The organism is Candidatus Melainabacteria bacterium (genome assembly GCA_003963305.1).
Classification (GTDB): domain Bacteria; phylum Cyanobacteriota; class Vampirovibrionia; order Obscuribacterales; family Obscuribacteraceae; genus PALSA-1081.
In genome coordinates, this window is record RXJR01000004.1 from 16,167 (window position 1) to 36,965 (window position 20,799).

Sequence of the window (20,799 nt, forward strand, 5' to 3'; positions counted from 1 at the left end):
TTCGCTCGCAAAGCTGCTCGGATTGTAGCTTAATATCCTTAAGCAGATAGCTGTCTAGGTTTCTTACTGGAACGAATTCTGGGGAGCAGGGCAGGGTAGCATCTTTGAAGCCGTTTATCGTGAAGCGGAGAAAGCGCCTGTTTACTTCCGATTTTTAGTCTAGATTTTGAGTATATTCCTGCGGTTTCAGCCTAATCGTCAATCATAATGCGATGACCTTTTGGACAAGTAGCGTAAGTGCAGTCGTAAAAGCCGTCGTCAAATACAGGTTGGATGTCTGTCCAATGTTCGGAGCAGAACGCTAGTGAACATCGATGGCACCATGTGTCGACAGTATCGAGTAATTCCAGAAGTGGCTCGAGGTCTTGTTTTGCAATAGCAGCGCGAACGAGTTGCAGCTGTGCCCTGTCCAGAATTGTCAGCGTCTCGCCATGATTGACAACAAGAGAGCCCGTGCCCGATTTTTCTGACAGCCCGTAGAAGGGATGGCGGCTTTCAGAATCAACCACGCAAAAACTGGCACAGTCTTCTGCTCCGCAGAAAGCGCAGGGCATTGTGAATGACTCAAGTTTTACTGTTGTGCCGCTGAGCTCCTGTGTGGTCTTCTCGACTGCTTCTATGAGCTCGTCTGCATGTTTGTGAAAATCATTTTGTGCATTGAGAATATTCGCAGCTGATTCGGCGACCAGAATGAATAGTATTCCGCCGTCGTCTTCTAACAATTTCACCAGCTTGTGGACTTCGAGAAGTTGCGCTCTCAGATCAATTGATGTCACCGCAACTTTCAGTGCGTCGGCTAAACGAGTATCGGGAGCGTCGAGAAACTTGCCCAGTGTTGTTTCGATCCGTTTGAAGTTCGGCATGTATTCATCGAGAAATCTTCCAAAATTTGCGAATGTCTCTTCGGTCAGATTTTTGGTCTCTTGTGAAAGCTCGAGATCTTTGACTTCATTCAAAACGAAATCAACATTCTCGCGGATCGCGCTAACACTGCGCTTTAATTGCGCCCGGTTCATCATGAAAGTCACTAGTGCTTCGCTCAAATCTCTATTCCGAAATATTTGTGTGAATAGGTTCAGAATAACATCTGCCTGCAAATCCCAAATCTATAGTTTGACTGTGACCGTATTCGACAATATGGTGCCAGTCCAATAGCGCTTGTTTTTATCTGCCCCGGTGACTTTGGATGTGAATTTTGCGCTGAGTTGCACTGTTCCTTTTTCAACTCTTCGAAATGTTTTTGGGTCCCAGTATTTACTCAAGGGTGTTTGAATGGAGTATGTAGCTCCGCTCGGCAGTGGGACTTCAAATGGTTCCAGAGTTCCGGCAACGCCAGGAGGACCGACTAGCTCGAGTTCGGTTGACTTACCGGACGTATCAACGAGGACGAGAGTAATCGCCTCAGGATATTGATACTGCTTGTTCGGCACAAAGTTGTCCTTGCCCGCTCTGGTTGTGACTACTCCGGGCGCCAGCATGAAGCCGAGGTTTAGCATAGTGTCTTGCTCGCTGTTATTTCGTAGCGAAACATTCAACACATTAGCACCGGATGCCGAAAGTGAAATTTGCAGCCCGTTGTGTGGTGTACCCCAACTTTCAGCTGCCATGGACGCTACTCCTGAGATCAGGACCAATGCAACCACGAATGTCAAGGAGCAGATCCATCCCATTGATCTCCTTGGAAGCTTTCCCATATCTCCTCCGTGCTTTTCCACTTTCACATACTATTTGGTACAACAAGGCTTTAGAATCGTGAAAACCCTGGAGTTTAAAAGCGACGCACTTTCAGAGTTGACTTGTACGAATTGACGATATCACCAGGTCAGCTCGCACAGAAGATTGTTTCCTTCGGCAGTAGACATGATGACACCTTTTTCGAGTGCACGCGAAATGCAGATACTCAGTCACTAGCAACCCATTTATCGTATCTCGGTCCCCTTTATGGGTACAAATGTAAAATGGACGCTATCGAAACTCAAACAAAAGACAAATTCCAACAGAGGCTCGTTTGTGGCAGCTGCCACAAACCTCTCGAGTTTGACAGAGAAGACCCGGTAACAGACCTGCTTTTTCGGAGCTCGCGCTGCATTTGTCTCGAATCTGATCTCGAAAAAGCAAATGCCCTTGCAAGCGAGGCTTCAGATGCTGCAACGGCAAATATACAAGCTCCGACAGTCACTTTATCGGATGTTCAAACAATACTCGGGGAACAGTTTGAGGTAATTTCGGTTCTCGGCGTGGGCGGCATGGGATCCGTGTACAAAGTACGAGACAAGACCCTGGACAAAATATTAGCCGTCAAAATTCTCAGTGAGCAATTGGTTCAAGATCAAACCTCTCTGCGAAGATTTCGACAAGAAGCCCTGGCAGCTCAAGCGCTTACGCACGCCAATCTTGGCGCGGTCTATGGACACGGAATCGGCACTTCCGGTGCGCCGTACATTGTAATGGACTGTTTGGATGGCAAAGACCTGACAACATTGCTCAACCAACAGGGTCCGTTCAACGCTCAACGTGCTCTGCTCATTTTTATACAACTTGCTGAGGCAATCGATCACGCGCATGCAAAAGGAGTTGTGCATCGGGACTTAAAACCCAGCAACATCATCATCGAAAATCACGATCAGGCGGAAATTGCAAAAATAATCGACTTCGGAATAGCCAAAATTAAGAACGCTGATTCTCGTCCGACACAGCAACTTACTCAGACCGGCGAAATATTCGGCAGTCCTCTTTATATGGCGCCGGAGCAATGTATCGGCAACGAACAAGATGCGCGCACCGATATCTATTCACTGGGATGCGTCATGTACGAAGTACTGACGGGTGAGCCGCCATTCATTGCAGACAATGCCATGAAGACTGTACTAAAACACATCCAGGATGAACCAGTGCCACCATCCAAGAAAGCCACTGGCAAGATTCCAGAGGACCTCGACAAAGTGATTTTGCACTGCCTGGAAAAACAACCAGGCGATCGATATCAGACAGCAAGTAATTTGGCTTCAGATCTGCAAAAGATTCTCGAAGAACGAGCGGTGCAAGTAAGCCGTCCATCAATACGGATTGCCGCTCGGGCACAGCGCAAGGGATTAGTTAAACGGATAGGTATGACATTCGCGATCAGCCTCGTTCTTGCTGGAGGAATGTTCTACTTTTTCAACGACCCGTACGCTAATAAAACGGCGCAGGAAATCGAAATCGAAGGCTACATGCAAGAGAATGGTGCCGGCACTAAAAAAGATTACGCCAAAGCACTGAAGCTGTATCGACTGGCAAGCAAGAAGGGCGACACCGACGGACTCGTTTCAGAAGCGCTACTTTATGAAACAGGCAAAGGCGTTGAACAAGATTTCAAAAAGGCATTTGAGCTAAATCAGAAAGCTGCCGAGCTTGGCAATCCACTGGCAATGCACAACTTAGCATTGATGTACGAAAACGGGGAAGGTATTCCAATTGACTATAAACAGGCGATGTTCTGGTATCAGAAGGCTGCTGCGTTGAACAACCACAGTTCGGAAACAAATATCGGTGCGCTCTACGCTAACGGATATGGAGTACCACAAAATTACACCCAAGCATTTGAGTGGACATCACGTGGTGCAGAAGGTGGAATTCCCAAAGCAGAGTACTTGATGGGTTTACACTATCACTATGGATTGGGCGTTACTAAAGATTTGAAAAAGGCTATTAGCTGGTATACCCGTGCCTTTCAGCACGGCGAGGTGAACGCCTTGAATGGGTTGGGTGACCTTTACGGTCATAGTAAACCTCCAGATTTTGATCAAGCATTCCAATACTATGAAAGAGCCGCTGAACTTGGCGACGCAGCAGCAACAGTAAACCTGGGGCTTCTCTACGAATCGGGATTAGGCACCAAAAAGGATCTCAAAAAAGCGTTCGAATTATACACAACCGCTGCCAACATGAACGACATTGCGGCTTATCGCCAGCTGGCACGATTGTATAGAGATGGGATCTACGTGAAAAAGGATGCCAACACCTCGAAAATATGGACGGAGCGCTTGGAACAAGCGCAACACGAAAGTAACGCGAAATCAGGCGAAGCCAGCTATCAGGGCTCCTCACTCAGATCTCAAAGCAAAGCCCGTGAATGGTTCGAGAAAACGCGCAAGGAATCAAGCGAAGCAAAGGAAGATGTCGGAATTCACTGACAATTTACGAAGACATCAGGAGGCTCTGAGCCAGTTCTTGTCGATGCCGACTGCAGATCTGCGTATTCTTGCTCGAAAAACGGGAGTACCCAAAGACATTCTCAAGCGCTGGCGAGATGAAGGCGAGTGGATTGCTCTGCGTAACCAATATCGGTCTGCTCAGAGCGGTAAGAATGTGGATACATTGATGCAGGAGAGATCGCGTAACGTGCTTCACAGTTGTGATGTCGTGTTGCGCCTCTTGACCAGAGACTTGAATAGATATGCCAGGCAAGTGCAACCAGATCAACATCAGATGTTGCGGCTGATGCGCATAATCAACGAGTTCAATAAAATGGCGGTTGAAAGTATGGAAGAGTTGAGCTTTCTCGAGTCAAAGAAGGATGAACAGACTGACGTCGACTTCTAATACACTAACCGGGTGCTCTCTCACTATGACACTATGAGCAATACCAGTAGAATGTTCCCGAACAACTACAGCAAATGACTTATGAGCGCAAAACGATCCGAATTAAATCCTCATGGAAATCCGCTAGGCATTTGTCAACACGTGGCAGCGGCACCGGAAGATGGCTATATAACTTGGTTTAGCGGTAGCGGAAAGGAATTCTATTGGGTTTGTCTTGCTTGTTCAAACCAATTCCCAGATTTACCCGAAAGCCTACTGACATCCATCAATGAAATATTGGAAAATTGCCAAACTGAGGCTACCGCTTGTAATGGGGTAGTTGGCAGCCCCGAGGTCAAGCAACGTTCTTCTTCAATACACTTTGAATATTACGATTATCCACAGAGCTTTGATGGAAAAACAATCGATATTCAACCGCATTCAAAATCACCTGACGATTGGTTCGTACTTTTCGACTCTGGGGAACTTGCGATAATCAATCCTACCCAGAACAAGATGCGAACCCTCTTCCAACTGACTAACCTGGGATTCGACCTTGACGATGAGACGGAGCTGCGTATTGCTCCAAAGCATGATTTTGCTGCAGTTTTCGGGGCATCAAAACAACAAGGCTGCGTGTTCGATCTTCAGACTGGAGCAGTTTCTGCTCGTATCGACCGGGGTAACTATCGTCCCGAAAACAGCCGTTTTCCCGTTGCCTTCTTTGAATATAAATCTCAATCATTACTGGTTGTAGGCACAGCCTGGAATCGGCTAGACATCATAGATCCAGCCACTGGCAGAGTACTTACCGAACGCGAGACCACCTCCTCTACACAAGACAGTGGGCACCATGAACATCATCTAGACTACTTTCACGCCGAACTCGTGGTATCCCCAGGTGGAAACTGGATAGCGGACAATGGGTGGGTTTGGTCGCCCCGAGGAGTTATTCGTTCCTGGAATCTCGTAGATTGGCTCGAACAAAACCCATGGGAATCAGAAGACGGACCGTCTCTCAAAGAACTCGCAGATCGCGCTTATTATTGGGATGGCCCCCTCTGTTGGGTCGATAACTCGACAATTGCAATTTGGGGTTGGGGTCATGATGATGAATGGTTGATTCCAGCCATCAGATTGTTTGATGTAAAAACAGGTCACGAGCTGAATTGGTTTCCGGGTCCGCAGACACGTTCTCCGCGAGCGTGGACGCCAAAGAAACTTGCGCCGTCACTGTTTTACGACAACTATCTGTTCTCCGTACACGATGATCATGGCACCAGTGTCTGGGATGTTTCAACTGGTGAGCGCCTGCATACGGAGCCATCACTAGTACCAATTCACTTCCACCCGGTGTCCAAAACTTTTCTATCCGTAACGCCTGCTGGTATCCGCTTGAGCCGAATGAGCACCAAATGATTGCAAAATGAATGTGCTCACAAGTCCTGGTCCGCTGCCTAGACTCCCCTTCTCAATACGCCAAGTTCAGTGGGTAAATAGTAAATCAATGAACGCGTAAGAGCTAATCGAGTACCGACTTATGGATACTTATCACTGCTGAACCGCGATGCAGGTTGTGCGGGGTTCTTAGGCTTGCTCATGAATATGTCATCCAGGTCGCCCTGATCCATGGGCTTAGACCCCCTGCGAAAAATCAACTCGAGTGGAGTCGAAACCCTCTGGTAATTCCTACTGAGGTTGAGCGCCCTTAAATCAATTGATTTACGTTCTGCAGATACGAGAATAAGAAAAGGAACCATTTTCCCCTTAACGAGGCGTTCAGCATAGACTGGAACTCCCGCCAGTTGAGGTAAAAGCCCGATAGCGCAAGCAGCATTGTCAACCTTCGTGGAAGCAATTCCTGAGACAACACCGAGCTTGAAAATCGTCTTTTTAGTATTGAGATCACAACCTGCATAGTATTGGATTGTTACACCACTCTGTTTTGTGCGTTTTTCTAGTCTCATAAAATATTTCTGATCTGGTGATACCATTGGCGGTAGCAGTGAAACGGCGAGCAGTTTCGATAAGGACATTGCGGCGTATGTTCGGTTTTCTTCGCTCAATATCACTATTTCCGGTATCGCGTCAGCACGATAGATGGTCGAAACGGTTCCATCGTCTATCCGCAGTCCATCGTGCCAAACACCAACTCGGTGCCTGACACCGTCTTCGTGCTGGAGCACAAATTCCCAGCCCGGTTTTCCCGTCTCAGGGGCATGAGCACTAGCCGCAAAACCATTCGAATAGAACGAAAGGAATATGAATATGCCGGTCATCACCACAGCTTTTGGCATGGTGCCTCACTAATCCTGTACAAACATGGATTGCAAAAAGATAGACTGAAAAGCAACAGAAGCGGTTTCAGTCATGGTGTCCACCCGAATCATATCGTCGAGAAAATCGCGCAGCTCTGAAAGAAACGCGAAGTGCACGACCAGTCCATGCCCTCCAGGCAGGCAAGCAACTGACATGTGCTAGACCGTATGCTTGTCCATTTTCAGCACGATCACATTGCATGGAGCGGCGTCGACTATCTCGTCTGCCACGCTGCCGAACCAGATACGGCTAAATCCGTGGCGCACGTGACTCGGAGTAATGACAGCGTCAGCGTCAAATTTCTTGCAGGCGTCAGCAATAACTGCGGCAGTTTCACCGGACAGGATATCTACGGAAGCCTCGATGCCGAGTTTTTCCTTCACGGTGCGAGCCATCTCTGCCAAGAGAGTTTGCTCTTCTTTCCTCTCTTCAGCAGCGACATCCGGGATTCCAGCTACTGAAACATCCGCGAAACCCGGCACGATCACGTGCACCAGATGCATCTGCGTATCGCTTGGATAATTCTCTTTGACGATGTAATCGAGCGCAGCGCGTGCACTTTCCTCGCCTTCTATAGCGACTATGAGTTTCATGTTTCTTCCTCCCGACAAGCACAGCTAGTAGTATCGCAAACTTGACAACAAATATGGGAAGAGCGAGCACAATCCCGTGCAACTTTAAGGCAGAGCTGACCGAGCAGAACAACAGACTAGCGCTAGCGCGAACCGCTTCACCCCCTCAGTCAGGACCTCTGCTAGCGAGCAACTTTTGGCGTGGGAATCCGCTGCAAGACACCTTCCAGTGTTTTAGTCTGTTCGACAATTCTTTCACTTTCTTGATTAATTACCTTGAGGTCGGTCTTGTCTGAATCAAGCAGATTATACAAATTGGCTATACCTTCAGAGATTCTTACCAGGCTCAGATCCCAATCCGCCGCCAGCGCGACACTGCCGACGTCACCGGCTGTGATGGCATCAAAATTTTTGATTGAAGGCGACACAGCTCGAAGAGAGTTGACCATTGATTCAATCTCACTGGTTCTTATCAGGATCACTGGCGCTCCGAGAGATTTTACAGCTGTAGTAGCACCTGACTCCGACTGATCATAATTGATGATATCGGTTGTGCTTGTGGACTGATTTGCCGAGGATTCATTTTTCAACTGAGTTGCTTCGAGTGCGATCTGGTCCACTAGTGACTTGATCTCGAATTTAGTTTGAGAATCTAAAGGCGTATTCACTGAAGATCTCGCCAGCCTTCGCTCAAGACCAGAGCATAAGACATCAGTCCCTGCAAGACTTTTCGTCAGGTCGCCGCTAGCGATGGTTGATTCCCGCCCAAGCTGGAATAGGCTATCGGCGATGTTTGCATTTGAAACAATTTTTTCGATATGACAGATGGACGCCAATTTATCCTTGTCAAAGATCAGCCAGTCGACGGGGAGCTTCGATTCCTGATCGATTGCGAGTCTCTGAATGACCATGTTGTCGGCACCCAAAAGTTCGAGAACCAGAGCTCGCCCCAGACCAGGATAGGAGCAGGGTGACGGACTAGCAACCAGATTCTGTCCTCCCGCCGCATGCAGCACCCCCTCTAACAATGTGGCCAGGTCTGACTCGACTATGCTGTATCCATTCGGAGTCTTGAGCAACTTTGAATTGGGAGAAAGGCTGACAATGATACCTCCCAAGAAACCACCAGCTTTTGCCTTAATTTTGCCATCAGCTTGCTTTACGACGACAGAACCACTGTGACTCCCCGCGTCTATAGCTTCGAATCGGATGAGATCAGGCGTCTTGAAATAAAAACGACCTTTCTCCGTTACCGGTTTCTGCTTTTGGAACGTTGTCAAACTGGATTCGTACCAGTAATCGTGCATCGCTTTGACTTTTCCCAAAAGGCTATTCAATAGCGGTTTGCCATCGTTAGCACCAAACTTTGGTATCACCATGCTGTCAGGCGACTGATTGGCTGGCGCAGCGGAGGCAGGTGTTAAAGACAAGAAGAGAAGAGATAAAAATCCAAACAAAACTACGCGCTGTTTCACAGGTTCAAACAATTTAGCCTCACTACATAGATCTTATCGACGATGCCAAAAACGAAATATTCACCAATCATTATCGCAATACTGCTGCCCAAAAGCGAGTTAGCGCTTCTGCCAACGCTTCTCGTCAATACCTGGTATTCCGTCAGAGGAAAGTGCCGGCGATTTGGAGCCAATAATTTTCTTCCATTTAGGCTGATCGAAAAGGTAATAAGCGAACCAATCTCCGTTGGTTTCCAGGGAAACAAAACGGCGCGCATCACCTAATTTCTCCAGAGTCTTATTGACGAAGGCAAGGATATCTTCCAGTCCGTCGACCGGGAATGTTTCCCGCTTGCCGTCTTCAAATTCCACTGAAAGCATGACAGTCTCGCCAACGACATCCTGCCTCTGCACGGAGCTGTACTCAATTTGCTTCAACACCGGCTTGCCAATAATCTGACATATTTCTGCTACAACGTCTGAAGTTTCCTGACCGTACCTCCAGTCATGATGCAAGAAACCATCTGTGATGGCACGCGCAGAAAGACCAGGTTCCGAGCTGTCATAATAGACTTGTAAAAAGTCGATCGGTTCAAGTTCATCGTCAGCATCTTCCAGCTCCAGATCGAGTTCTTGCAAAATCCGCGTCATCTCTTTCTTCGACAAATCAGCAAGCAAGCCTTCCTTCTGCAGTGTCTTTATAGCCTTTCTGAAAGGCTGATTGTCAGATGGGATGCGAGGCATCTTCTCTCCAGACATCTCAAAAACAGGACGAGCTTCTTCGTAGCGCTGCAGCCGCCACAAGAGGTTTCTCAATTTGACCAGGAAATAGGTCTTACGCGTAGCGGCGTCAGCGGTGGTAGGGCTAAACAGAGCCAATCCAGCCTTGTATTCAGCGATGGCTTCGTCAAGATTCCCGCTTGCTTCGAGGTCGCCTGCGCGCAAGTAGCTTTCTGCAATTTCGTCCATCGCCAAATCTCCATCTCTACAATGCCGGCCGTTGATACTAATTCAGAATCTCGCTGACCTTCAAGCGATCAAGATTAGAATAGTGAGAATCGCGCCTGCAAATTCAAAAAGGCCCAGGAGCACAAGCCTTTGTACGATACTACAACTCGAGGATTGAATCCGTATAAAATGGTCGCAGATATGTCGACCGGCATCAAGTACGAACTCAACCGCTGAAGTCCAAATAGACGCGGAGCAAAGAGCTATCCAAACCTGCTCGAAATTACTCAGGAATTTGATGATTGCATCGTAAATCACCTATCAAACTAATGCAAAACACAACCTTAATCAACTCGATTACTGGAAAGTTATTAGCATTTACAGCTTTCCTGATTTTATTGGCTGCACCTGCGCGAGCAATAGCGACATTTTCCAATGGAATGATCAATTACCTAACCGATTTCAACCAGCACACCTATCTCCCGTCCGATGGCAAGCTACGTGGACTAACAGATTCTGAAGGGCATGAAATTCTGCCGGTCAAATTTGCAAACATTCAATACTTTGGCCACGGAATATTCCTGGCTACCGATCCCGAGCCTAAACACAAATACTATTTCGGAAAGAAGCGGCATTTTTTCAATATGAACGGCGTGGAGTTAGGTTATAAATTACCAACAAACGCGGTGCTTTTAACGGTCTTCTCGTACGGTGCCGCGTCCGAAAAAAATCGCGATCTCGAACTTGAAAATCTTCCATCCGACGCCGTTTTAGTAGCAGGCTACAACGACGGTAGTCAATCACTGTGTGACAGATACGGCAGGATTCTAATTGCCCCGAACAGCGGAAAGATTCTGTTCATCGGGCCAACGCTAGCATTCCTGGATAAGGGATCAAAATCATCGATTGTTGACTTCAAAAATGGAATCGCCACCCCTTCAAAGCAACAGTATGAGCCTGAGAGCTTCCCTCCGCCGCGGCCGACCTACGAATTTCCCAAGAACCGACTGATTAAGATTAGCAACAATGATGATGGTTCATTCGATCCAGTTTATTGGAAGGAACGAAGAACTTATCCAATCCCAATACTCTGTATGCTGAACCGATTTTTAAGAGATCATGACCTAATTGGCATGTCCAGATCTGCAGTTGAAAAATGGTTGGGATCTTCGGAGACAGCAGTCGGAAAGATATGTGGAATCAATTCGACGTCCAGAAGCAGATTAGAAGACATGATCGCCGACTCCAACTCGAACATATATCGTTTTCCCTTTGAAGGATGCGTCCCTTACTTCTCGGGCATAAGAATCGTATTCACTAATAACAGAGTCTCGCACTGGAATTTCGTCGACGAATCACATGATTCGTCACCTATAAGCAAGAACGTAATACTTAAAACTGGATTTGGCGAAGGAAATCGTCGTTTACTAGCAGCACGAATAGGTGAGCATCCAGACTCGGACGAGGACGGATTTCCGTTACTCGAAAACAAACCGGAAAAATCATCGCCACAGGAAAAGAATCACACTAACTCAGCGAATAAATAAATCGCCCAACACGGGAACGAATTACTCTGACTATGATGACAGCTTGCTGAGAAACGCAAAGGAACGAATTTGATGAATCGGCAAAAATTTTGGAGCATCATCTCGACTGCGAAACGGCGTGATCTTTTGAACGATGACCAACAATCAGCGTTCAATGGTATTTGCAAGCGATTGTCGACTGAGTCATCAGCCGAAATAGAGTCATTTGCCGATCAATTGGCGGAAGCTCTTCGTGATCTTGACACTTCCGCACTTTTTTCACACTGCGCAGACGCCACCCCAGACAGCTTTCTGTACGCCCGATGCTTTGCTATCGGAATGGGAGAACAATTCTATCAGTCCGTACGCACATCACCATCCAAGATGCCTCCTGCTACGGAATCCTTTGAGCTATTGCTTTACGCTCCACAACAAGCTTGGGCGATCTCACAAGGTACTGATCCAGATGATTGGGATTACAAGTCGAAAATCGATTTTGAAACGGGCAGCAATCCAGATGGTTGGCCGCAAATATGCAATCTAAGAACAATAACATTTCGTGATTCACAAGCGCTGAACAAGTCGTTACGCGAACTAAACAGCTTTGCGTCCCTTGCTCTGACCGCTGATGAGGTAGGAGCCATTTACGTACAAGAATTGGATAAGCTTGCATTTAGCACAAAACAGCTCAGGCATTTAGTTTTGCAACTTCAAGTCGATAATAGCGACATTTGCATTAGGGCGCCAAAAGACGATACCGAAATCTATCCGGTAAAAATAGAAACCAATTGGTATGTTTCAGCAGCGGCGAGCGACAGGAAGAATTTCTTCGTACAGTCTATAACCGACAGGCTAAAGCACATTTGTCTACGCGATGACTTAGACCCGGAAAAGGTAAACAGAGTAAATGCCATACTTTCCTGAGCGCATAAAAGAAATAGACACTGAACAACTCAAATAAATAGAACAAACGGCGCGGTATGCGTTCCGTCCACGTTTATACGGAGTACGATTTTGGAATTTGACCTCCTTCACGGACTTTGCCCCGAGCGAATGAAGTAACATTGTCTTTTGGCGGACCAAGGGAGTTATCAAAGCAATGAATCTGGTCTTTAAATATGACAATACAGAAGATGACCATATTACGGCATTCAGTGCCTTATTGGACGAGCATGGCGGTGACGAGCATTCAATTACTCAAGAGCTCTGGTCAAAGCTAAGATACGATTCTTACTTGCCGTTGACTAAAAGTTACATTGAAGCAAACGAAGTAGGCAAGATTTCTGACTACTTATTGGAGCAGTTCGACAATGGCATTTATGGATTTGAGTTCTTTACCCTCGTCAGCGATGCCTTAATCGCCAATGGTGATAAGAACAGATTGACAGATTTTTGGAAATCCATAGTTCTAACCCGGTTTAGTCATAGACATTATGAGGCTGTTGGCAAGTCACTTCAATTAATGCGGGATGCATTTTTAAAGCTTGAAGGATCGACCGAAGAGGTTGATGAACTGCAATCTCAGCTTGAGATAAAGCGGCAGAGACGAAAGAAAAGACAAAGTCCCGCTCCTCCCGAAAACAGAGTTGCCCCAAGTGAATTATCAGAGACACGATTTTGGAATCTTATAGGACAGTCGAAGAGGCATGAAGAAAACAGTTACGCTCAAGTTTTGCTGCGAACCGAGAATCTCAGGGATTCATTGTCACGTCTTACCGCAACTGAAATCAAACAATTTGCCGACATCTTCCGCCAAAAATTGAATGAGTCCTATACATGGGAGCTCTGGGCATTAGCTTACATAGCCTTTGGTGGCTGCAGCGATGATGGATTTGAATACTTTCGAACATGGCTGATCTCAGAAGGTCAGGAAGTGTTCGAACGTTTGATAGACAAACCCGAGAGCATACTTCAGCTGGGCATAAGACCTTGCAAACTCGAGAGTATGCTTTATGTTCCGGAAGAACTTTACTCAGAGATGACAGGAGAAGTTTTGGAGCTGTCTGTACCTTCGTTGACTGAACCATCAGGGGTGGAATGGGAAGAGTCCGAAGAAGTTTTACAAGAACTCTATCCAGCCATCTATAAGCACTTTAGTAAATGAATTAACGGATATGATGACGTGAAGAATCATCGAAAGAGCGCTACTCAATGTTAGAAACAGAATTTTGGCACTTGATTGCCGAGTCAAGAGCAGCACTCAGAGAAGCTCACGTCGATATTCAGGAGCAATCTGAAGTTCTAAAATCTAAACTGATTTCGCTTGGACCTCAACCAATCATCGAATTCAAGGTTGTTTTCGAAAATAAGTTTGTCAATGCAAACAGTTGGGAGTTGTGCGCGGTGCAATTTCTGGCTTTTGGAATTTTTACTGATACTTCTTTTAACGCGTTTCGAGCGTGGTTGATTGCTCAAGGAGAAGAGGTTTACGTGCGAGGCGTCAAGGAACCGAGCACTTTGGCTGATCTTTTGAAAGAAGAGGACTCGTTATCACTCCTCGACAGCGCAGAGTACTTTCTTTACTGTGCAGATCTGGCGTACGAAGAATTGATAGGCAGGGATATTTGGGATGACGTTCCTGAGGACCTCCCGAAAGACACGATGGAAAGCGACCAAACATTTGACGAAACGAACATTTGCCAGGTCTATCCGCACCTTTGCAAGCTTTTCGGTTATACACCGAGCTAGAAACTTCGAAAGCTGACACAGTCTTCAAAAATTCTATGAAGCTGGCGCTCCCGACAGCAATAGTCGCGCAAAATCACCAAGCGTTCTCACACCCTCAATATGATAATCCGAGTCAAAGTTCCGAGCGATCCAGTTCTTACAGAGTGCGAAGACCACCATGAAATAGATGAACTCGCTGATGACAATTTGAGAAACAAAATTGACGGGAAGCACGAGGTACATCATGACTGTTAGTCCAACGCAACTGAACAATGCAGTAATGAAGGCTGACGCAAACAATTTCTCGAACCGCGAAACTGGAACTGGAACTAAACCTGGTGCCAGCTTCGACGCTGCCAGCAAGACTGCTCCTAAATGTTCATGCAGCAACGGATCTAGGGGCGTCGAAGGTTTCGCGCCGGCGACCGGAATTCCGGCATCCAATAATGCCGTGCGTAAAGCAAAAAAGGCGCCGGCCGGCAAACACTCTATTCCAGCAATTTTAAAGGGAGCGATAACCCTTCGTTTAGCCCCCTGAGCAGACACAAATTGACAGAGTGATTCAAGAGTCGAGTTAGGCTGAAGAACTTCGGACCAGACTTCCGTGCTAACTGAAAGATTGAACAATGCGTTCAGAGCCTTTCCAAGCTGCTTCGCCTCGGCCAAATCGCAGGACCACTGCCAGTCCTCGATTCTGGTTTGAAAGCTGAGGTCAATGTCTTCGCATTCTGAATCAATGGCCGCAGAGAATCTATACCAATCACGCCAGAAAGCGAGAACATCGCTTGGCGATAAGTTTTCCTGAATTGTGCACGATGAATTCTTCATGATTTGCCATGTCAACGAGCTCCTACTATTCTACCAGCGAACAATCAGGTCGTTCCCAACAATGTGCTCTCATGGAGCATGCGTTTCGGGCCTACCTGGAAATCACTTGGCTCATCATTAGGTCATGGCAATTCTCATCTTGCATCCGCGGCACTTATGTCATGATTGAAATACGCAAGGACTGAACAGATGTCGGAAACAAAAAAACCTCAAATTGCTCTGGACAGCGATTTTTCAAAACCGCTGCAACCTCCCAACCCAAGAATGCTGGGTCACACAGCCGCGCTTAGGTGAGTTTGCTATTGATGCAATCCCCTGAGCCGGTACTCAAGCTTGGGAGGAATAGCATGATATCGAGCAACGATTTTCGTCCTGGTCTTACAATTGAATTTCGACAATCTGTCTGGCAAGTAGTGGAAGCGATGCACGTGAAGCCAGGAAAAGGCTCAGCGTTTGTTCAAACACGCTTACGCAACCTGCAGACAAGCGATGTTTTGTCGGTGAACTTTCGTGCAGGAGAACGCATTGAAGCAGCAAATGTTGAAAATAGAAAACTAGTATTTGTCTATCGAGACTTTGAACAACTCATCTTGATGGACAGGGCCGGCACTGAATCGTTCGAACTTGAAGCAAAGCACTTTGGTAGCGACTTAGACTTGCTCAAAGAGGGCCTCGAGGATATTGCCGTAATCACACATCGTGGAAAAGTAATACGAGTAGAACTGCCTAATATGGTGGACCTGGAAGTGCGCGAAACGCCACCAAACGAGAGAGGAAATACAAATTCTGGAGGTGGGAAACAAGCACTTCTAGAAACTGGCGCAGTCATCATGGTTCCTTTTCACGTTAAAAGGGGCGACAAAATTCGAGTCGACACACGCACGCGCACATACGTGACCAGGCTTTGAAGAGCAGCCTACGATAACACTACCCCATGGCGCCAGCAAACAGAGCCCGGTGCGACTCCTCGGTTAGAAGCTGTTCTTTAGTCAGCGCGCTGTTCAATTGCATGATACGAGCAATCAGCCCAGTCCATCCCGTTTGATGGCTGGCTCCGATGCCGGCGCCGTTGTCGCCATGGAAATACTCATAGAACAAGACCAAATCGCGCCAATGCGGATCGGTCTGGAATTTCTCTGAGCCACCATAGACGGGGCGGCGACCATCTGATCCTTTCAAAAATATCGAGGAGAGACGATTGCAAAGCTCCGTAGCCACTTCGAAGAGAGTCATCTCGTTTCCAGATCCGGTCGGGCACTCGATTTTGAATGAATCACCATAGTAGGAATAGATATTCCAGAGCGACACCAGAAGCAGTGCATTCACCGGCATCCAGATCGGACCACGCCAGTTGGAGTTGCCACCAAACATACCTGTGTCTGATTCACCGGGCAGATAGCCGACTCGAAACTCCTGCCCGCCATGCTTAAATACAAATGGATGATCTTGATGGTGCCTCGACAGCGACCGAATTCCGTAAGGGCTGAAAAACTCGCTTTCGTCGAGCATCCGAGACAGCGTGCGCCTCAGTTTAGCCTCGCTGAATAGCGACAGCATGCGCCGGTTCTTCACTCCTGGCTGAGTTGGGTCATGCATATTGCCCCAGAGTTCAGGATGTCGCGACAGAAACTCCTGACTCTGTTTAGCAAAAGTGGGAAGTTTTTCGAGATTTTTCTCTTCAATAACGACAATCGCCGATAGTGGCAACAACCCAACCATCGATCTCACTTTCAGGCGAAGTGAATGCCTATTCGGCAGGCGCAAAACGTCGTAGAAGAAACCGTCTTCCTCATCCCACAACTCATCGCTGTGTTCGCCGAGCCGGTCCATCGCCCCACCAATCCACAATGTATGCTGGAAAAACTTCAAGGCAAAGTCTTCATAGAGCGGATCGTGCAGTGCCAATTCGATAGCGATTCGCAACATCTGTTGGCTGAACAAAACCATCCACGCCGTTCCGTCAGCCTGTTCGAGACGCCCTCCAGTCGGCAATGGTGAACTGCGGTCAAACACGCCGATGTTATCCAAACCAAGGAATCCGCCTTCGAATACGTTGCGCCCGGTTGGATCCTTGCGGTTAACCCACCAGGAGTAATTGACCATCAATTTCGTAAATGCATACTTGAGGAAATCGATATCGCCCTTGCCACCTTGACGTTCTTTGTCGTGCAAGTAAATCTGCATGGTTGCGAAGGCGTGCACTGGCGGATTGACATCACCAAAGTTCCATTCATAAGCCGGCAGTTGACCGTTGGGATGCTGATAGTCGTTGCGCAACATCAAGTCGAGTTGTTGCTTGGCGAAGTCCAGGTCGACCATACCCAGCGCCACCGTGTGAAAAGCCAGGTCCCAAGCCGCATACCATGGGTATTCCCACTTATCCGGCATCGAAATAACGTCTTCGTTATACATATGATGCCAGCCGCTATTTCTCACCTTACCCAGATTTTCGTGGTCCTGCAAAAAGTCGGCATTGTGATCTTTCAACCAGCGATCGAGATCGTAGTAGAAATACTGCTTGGACCAGAGCATACCCGCGAGCGCTTGACGAAACACATTGGCTTTATCGGAATCAGATTTGATATCTGGTGGCATAATCGAATTGTAGAATTCATCTGCTTCATTCTTTCTCTGCCGAAATACGTCTTCAAATCCCTTGAATGGCTCTGCAAGCTGCTGGGGAGCAGACAGGCTCAGTCGCAAACAAACAGACTCGGAGCTTCCAGCTGCCACCATTAGTTGATAATGAGGTGACACCTTGGTGCCCATATCCGAATTGACAGCGGCACTCTGCTTGTGAACAACGTAATTATTGATCCCATCTTTCACATAAGCACTTGTATTGGGCGTGCCGAAAAGACGCGCGTTGTTGGTTTCATTGTCACAGAAGAGCAATGGAGCGTCGCCCTGGCAATACAGATAGTAGTCAACCATAGACTCCTGAAACAACGGATCTGTATGGTGAGCATGAACAATACTGTGTGGCGAACCGGGAACACTTCGCATAACGGGTTTAGAACCACCCTCTGCCCAGGACCAGGTATTGCGGAACAACAGAGTCGGCAAGACATGGAGCGGTGCAGCGTCGGGTCCCCGATTAAAAGCCGTGATTTTGATCAGAATGTCTTCCGGAGCAGCTTTCGCATATTCGACAAAGACGTCGAAATAACGATCGTCGTCGAATATTCCCGTATCGAGAAGCTCAAACTCCAGCTCATGACGGCTACGCTTCCGGTTGGTGTTGACCAACTCAGCGTAAGGAAATGGACGTTGCGGGTACTTGTACAAGTACTTCATGTAGGCATGCGCGGGCGAGCTATCGAGGTAAAAGTACTGTTCCTTTACATCCTCGCCATGGTTACCTTCGCTGTTTGTCAGTCCGAAGAGCCGCTCTTTTACAATCGGGTCCTGCCCGTTCCATAAAGCCAGAGAAAAGCACAAAATTTGATGGTCATCGGAGATTCCGGCCAGACCATCCTCGCCCCATCGATAGGCACGGGAACGTGACTGGTCGTGAGAGAAATAGGCCCAGGCATCGCCATTATCGCTGTAATCTTCGCGAACTGTGCCCCACTGGCGCTCACTCAGATATGGTCCCCACTTCTTCCAGTTCTCTTTGCCTGTGCGAGCCTGTTCGAGTCGCTCTAATACGCTTCTTGCTGCATTCCTGGCCATAAGTTCCCCTGACATGTGCTGGTGCCGCAGAAAATATACCTCAGCAGTCGGCGCAAATCAGCAAAAGATCGACAATCGGCTACACATCGCAACGTTAGGAAGACTAGACCATGGAGACTAAAACAGACAAAATGTCTATCTGCCCAGTCCGTGCGTGTTCCGCAACCAAAACAATTCGATCAGCCCTTACGCTTTTCCGCTACTAAAACGACTCGCTCCGAGCCGAGCGCATATTCATCGCCCTCAAGCGATCCAAACAAGTCATCGACAAACAAGCCGGCTCTCGATAGCATCGAGCAAACTTCGCCTGACGTGTAAATCCAGTGCGTTGCGTGCCGAGATTCTTGTTTGCCGTCACGAATAAAAGTGTATTCAGTCTGCACGCAACTCTCGCGCGGATCGTAGTGATTTTCAATGAGCATGAGCATGTCGCCCACACGCACCCACTCTCGTTCTGCGCCGTTAACGAGAAACGTTTCCGCAAGCATGCTGCTTTCAAGTACAAACTTCGCTCCCACTTTCAGACATTCACCCACTGACTGAAGCATTTGCTCGGTTCCTTCACGATTGAAGTAACCAAAACTGTTGCCAAAACAGAAGGCACCGTCAAACTTTGTCTTAGAAGAAATTTTGCGCATGTCGCCCTGAATGAATTCAACTGCGCCATCTTCAAAATTAATAGAAGCAGCCCGTTTCGCAGCATCATCGAGAAATTCCTGACAAAAATCCAGCCCGGTAACTTTGTAACCAGCTTCGGCCATTGGTATCGTTAGCCTGCCGTTGCCACAAGGTACATCGAGCAGATGTGAGCCGCTTTGCTCAAATATTTCCTGCAAGAAGGCACATTCATTTTCCGTCTCATCTTCTGTCTTTGCCTGCCGCCAGAGATCCAGAGCTGCTCCAGTAAAAAAGTCTCTGTACCAGGTGTCGCGCGAAGTTGAGGTTGACACGAAGATTATCCTTATGAATTCAATTGCAATTGCAATACTACTGCATTGTGCGCATCAGAAAATATCGTGAATCCCCATCGCATCAAGTTGTTGCAGGGTGGGGAATGACTTCGTTCGAAATCGCGGTGGATAGTCGTGCGTCTGTTCTATCCGATCGCCGACTAAAGGCACTGCATTTTCCCAGCTGGTTCGCGCAACAATTTTAGGTGCACCGCCTGCCGTGCCAATAAACGTAATCGCATCAGTTTTCGGCAGCAACGAATCCACCCCCTCCGTCCATGTGCACATACTCGCCAGACGTTTGTCCTGATGCTGAGCGACAGTGAAGTCTGCAACAGTAACATCGCCTATCAATACATCTGCGGAAACGAGCAGTTCCTTCTGAAGATAGTATGCTCGACCGAAGTAGTTCGTCTGCGCGCGATGAAGCGCAATATAGAATCCGGCTTCCTTATTCTTGTCCGGAACATAGTTAAGAAGTTTTCCGTTCCTGGAGACAACCACGAATGGTGGCAGTGAGCTTTTGTCCAGTTGAGAGACCCCGAAAGCGACACCGATAACACTTTCAGTTCCAGTCACAATGAGCTTCGACGGGCTCAGCAGAAACACAATTTTTTCACCTTTCACCGGCAGTCCCTGCAGGAAAATGTGTTCGTGAGCGATCCTTGCTGCATCATATCCGTCGTTCCACATCGATTCGTGGTACTCCGGCATGTCATTTTTAGTATCCACAATCGATTCAAAATTGTAGTGCTTTGTTGCACCCGATAAGTTACGAGAGGCTCTATCGAATACTTCGTCAGCAGTGACTTTCCAGATATCTAGTAGCGCCGATGTAACGTGCACCAGCGAAGTGCCCGTGTCAATTATCGGACTCAAGACCAGCGCACCAGCGATCGCGATTAACACAGGGGTTCCAGCAGCAACGCCGTGATCTCGCCGGGCTTTGTAGTAGTCCAGCATTACTTGTGATCGGTCAAGAATGGTCAGCATCAAATACGGTGCAATGGACTCATAATTGGAGACATCAGGTGTGCCCCTGGACAATGAAGCAACTTTCTTGAGAAGCTCGGGTAAGTTGTTCGGCTCGTTAGAATAATCCGCATAAAAATTAGCAAGATTGATTGTCTGGAGAGGATTACCAGTGCCAGATTTCAAAACGAGAGCAAAATTTTGACGGTCAAAATGTAACGTGCCATCGAACTGCAACTCGACAAGATGCGTCGCCACAGATTCAGCGAATTCTTCCGGCGGCAAAATCAGTCTCATGATGCTCTCACCTCCAGTCGATCTAACG

General features: G+C 47.6%; 18 protein-coding genes. 8 read left to right on the forward strand and 10 right to left on the reverse strand.

All coding sequences use genetic code 11. The features are described from left to right. Positions 1 to 191: 191 nt before the first annotated feature. Complete coding sequence (locus tag EKK48_04310; GenBank protein RTL44482.1) at positions 192 to 1,043, reverse strand: hypothetical protein; 852 nt, start codon at positions 1,041 to 1,043, stop codon at positions 192 to 194. Between the two features lie 63 nt (positions 1,044 to 1,106). Beyond that, positions 1,107 to 1,607: a hypothetical protein gene (locus EKK48_04315; protein ID RTL44483.1), complete on the reverse strand. Its 501-nt coding sequence runs from the start codon at positions 1,605 to 1,607 to the stop codon at positions 1,107 to 1,109. Positions 1,608 to 1,958: 351 nt separating this feature from the next. On the opposite strand from EKK48_04315, the gene EKK48_04320 reads away from it, so the two are divergent. The 3 genes from EKK48_04320 to EKK48_04330 all read left to right on the forward strand — a co-directional run bounded on the left by EKK48_04320 (position 1,959) and on the right by EKK48_04330 (position 5,982). Beyond that, positions 1,959 to 4,175: a hypothetical protein gene (locus EKK48_04320; GenBank protein ID RTL44484.1), complete on the forward strand. Its 2,217-nt coding sequence runs from the start codon at positions 1,959 to 1,961 to the stop codon at positions 4,173 to 4,175. Continuing rightward, on the forward strand, positions 4,159 to 4,584 hold the full coding sequence (locus tag EKK48_04325) for a hypothetical protein (protein RTL44485.1): 426 nt from the start codon (positions 4,159 to 4,161) through the stop codon (positions 4,582 to 4,584). The genes EKK48_04320 and EKK48_04325 overlap by 17 nt, the downstream gene beginning before the upstream one ends. Positions 4,585 to 4,665: 81 nt before the next feature. Further along, positions 4,666 to 5,982: a hypothetical protein gene (locus EKK48_04330; protein ID RTL44486.1), complete on the forward strand. Its 1,317-nt coding sequence runs from the start codon at positions 4,666 to 4,668 to the stop codon at positions 5,980 to 5,982. 119 nt (positions 5,983 to 6,101) lie between these two features. On the opposite strand, the gene EKK48_04335 is transcribed toward EKK48_04330, so the two are convergent. The 4 genes from EKK48_04335 to EKK48_04350 all read right to left on the reverse strand — a co-directional run bounded on the left by EKK48_04335 (position 6,102) and on the right by EKK48_04350 (position 9,877). Beyond that, positions 6,102 to 6,860, reverse strand: a complete 759-nt coding sequence (locus EKK48_04335; GenBank protein RTL44487.1) for a hypothetical protein — start codon at positions 6,858 to 6,860, stop codon at positions 6,102 to 6,104. 180 nt (positions 6,861 to 7,040) lie between these two features. Then, entirely contained in the window at positions 7,041 to 7,475 is a 435-nt protein-coding gene (locus EKK48_04340) for a universal stress protein (protein RTL44488.1), read from the reverse strand. Between the two features lie 161 nt (positions 7,476 to 7,636). Then, positions 7,637 to 8,941, reverse strand: a complete 1,305-nt coding sequence (locus tag EKK48_04345) for a hypothetical protein (GenBank protein RTL44489.1) — start codon at positions 8,939 to 8,941, stop codon at positions 7,637 to 7,639. Between the two features lie 87 nt (positions 8,942 to 9,028). Then, positions 9,029 to 9,877: a hypothetical protein gene (locus EKK48_04350; protein ID RTL44490.1), complete on the reverse strand. Its 849-nt coding sequence runs from the start codon at positions 9,875 to 9,877 to the stop codon at positions 9,029 to 9,031. Positions 9,878 to 10,158: 281 nt separating this feature from the next. On the opposite strand from EKK48_04350, the gene EKK48_04355 reads away from it, so the two are divergent. From EKK48_04355 to EKK48_04370, 4 genes are all read left to right on the forward strand, one after another. Next, the gene (locus EKK48_04355; GenBank protein ID RTL44491.1) at positions 10,159 to 11,403 is read left to right on the forward strand and encodes a hypothetical protein; all 1,245 of its coding nucleotides are present in this window, start codon (positions 10,159 to 10,161) and stop codon (positions 11,401 to 11,403) included. A gap of 72 nt (positions 11,404 to 11,475) precedes the next feature. Continuing rightward, positions 11,476 to 12,306, forward strand: coding sequence for a DUF4240 domain-containing protein (locus EKK48_04360; GenBank protein RTL44492.1), 831 nt, complete (start codon positions 11,476 to 11,478; stop codon positions 12,304 to 12,306). Between the two features lie 175 nt (positions 12,307 to 12,481). Further along, a complete protein-coding gene (locus EKK48_04365; GenBank protein RTL44493.1) occupies positions 12,482 to 13,486 on the forward strand; it encodes a DUF4240 domain-containing protein in 1,005 nt (334 codons plus the stop codon). A 47-nt stretch (positions 13,487 to 13,533) separates the two neighbouring features. Then, complete coding sequence (locus EKK48_04370; protein RTL44494.1) at positions 13,534 to 14,070, forward strand: DUF4240 domain-containing protein; 537 nt, start codon at positions 13,534 to 13,536, stop codon at positions 14,068 to 14,070. Positions 14,071 to 14,103: 33 nt separating this feature from the next. On the opposite strand, the gene EKK48_04375 is transcribed toward EKK48_04370, so the two are convergent. Continuing rightward, positions 14,104 to 14,877: a hypothetical protein gene (locus tag EKK48_04375; GenBank protein ID RTL44495.1), complete on the reverse strand. Its 774-nt coding sequence runs from the start codon at positions 14,875 to 14,877 to the stop codon at positions 14,104 to 14,106. A 302-nt stretch (positions 14,878 to 15,179) separates the two neighbouring features. Here EKK48_04375 and efp point away from each other — a divergent pair, with 302 nt between their 5' ends. After that, complete coding sequence (efp, locus tag EKK48_04380) at positions 15,180 to 15,785, forward strand: elongation factor P (GenBank protein RTL44496.1); 606 nt, start codon at positions 15,180 to 15,182, stop codon at positions 15,783 to 15,785. A 19-nt stretch (positions 15,786 to 15,804) separates the two neighbouring features. On the opposite strand, the gene EKK48_04385 is transcribed toward efp, so the two are convergent. The 3 genes from EKK48_04385 to EKK48_04395 form a co-directional block, all read right to left on the reverse strand. Continuing rightward, positions 15,805 to 18,552, reverse strand: a complete 2,748-nt coding sequence (locus EKK48_04385) for a glucosidase (protein RTL44988.1) — start codon at positions 18,550 to 18,552, stop codon at positions 15,805 to 15,807. Positions 18,553 to 18,731: 179 nt separating this feature from the next. Beyond that, positions 18,732 to 19,538 (reverse strand): class I SAM-dependent methyltransferase, encoded by an 807-nt coding sequence (locus tag EKK48_04390; GenBank protein RTL44497.1) that lies wholly within the window; start codon positions 19,536 to 19,538, stop codon positions 18,732 to 18,734. Between the two features lie 18 nt (positions 19,539 to 19,556). Further along, on the reverse strand, positions 19,557 to 20,771 hold the full coding sequence (locus tag EKK48_04395; protein RTL44498.1) for a hypothetical protein: 1,215 nt from the start codon (positions 20,769 to 20,771) through the stop codon (positions 19,557 to 19,559). Positions 20,772 to 20,799 lie beyond the last annotated feature (28 nt).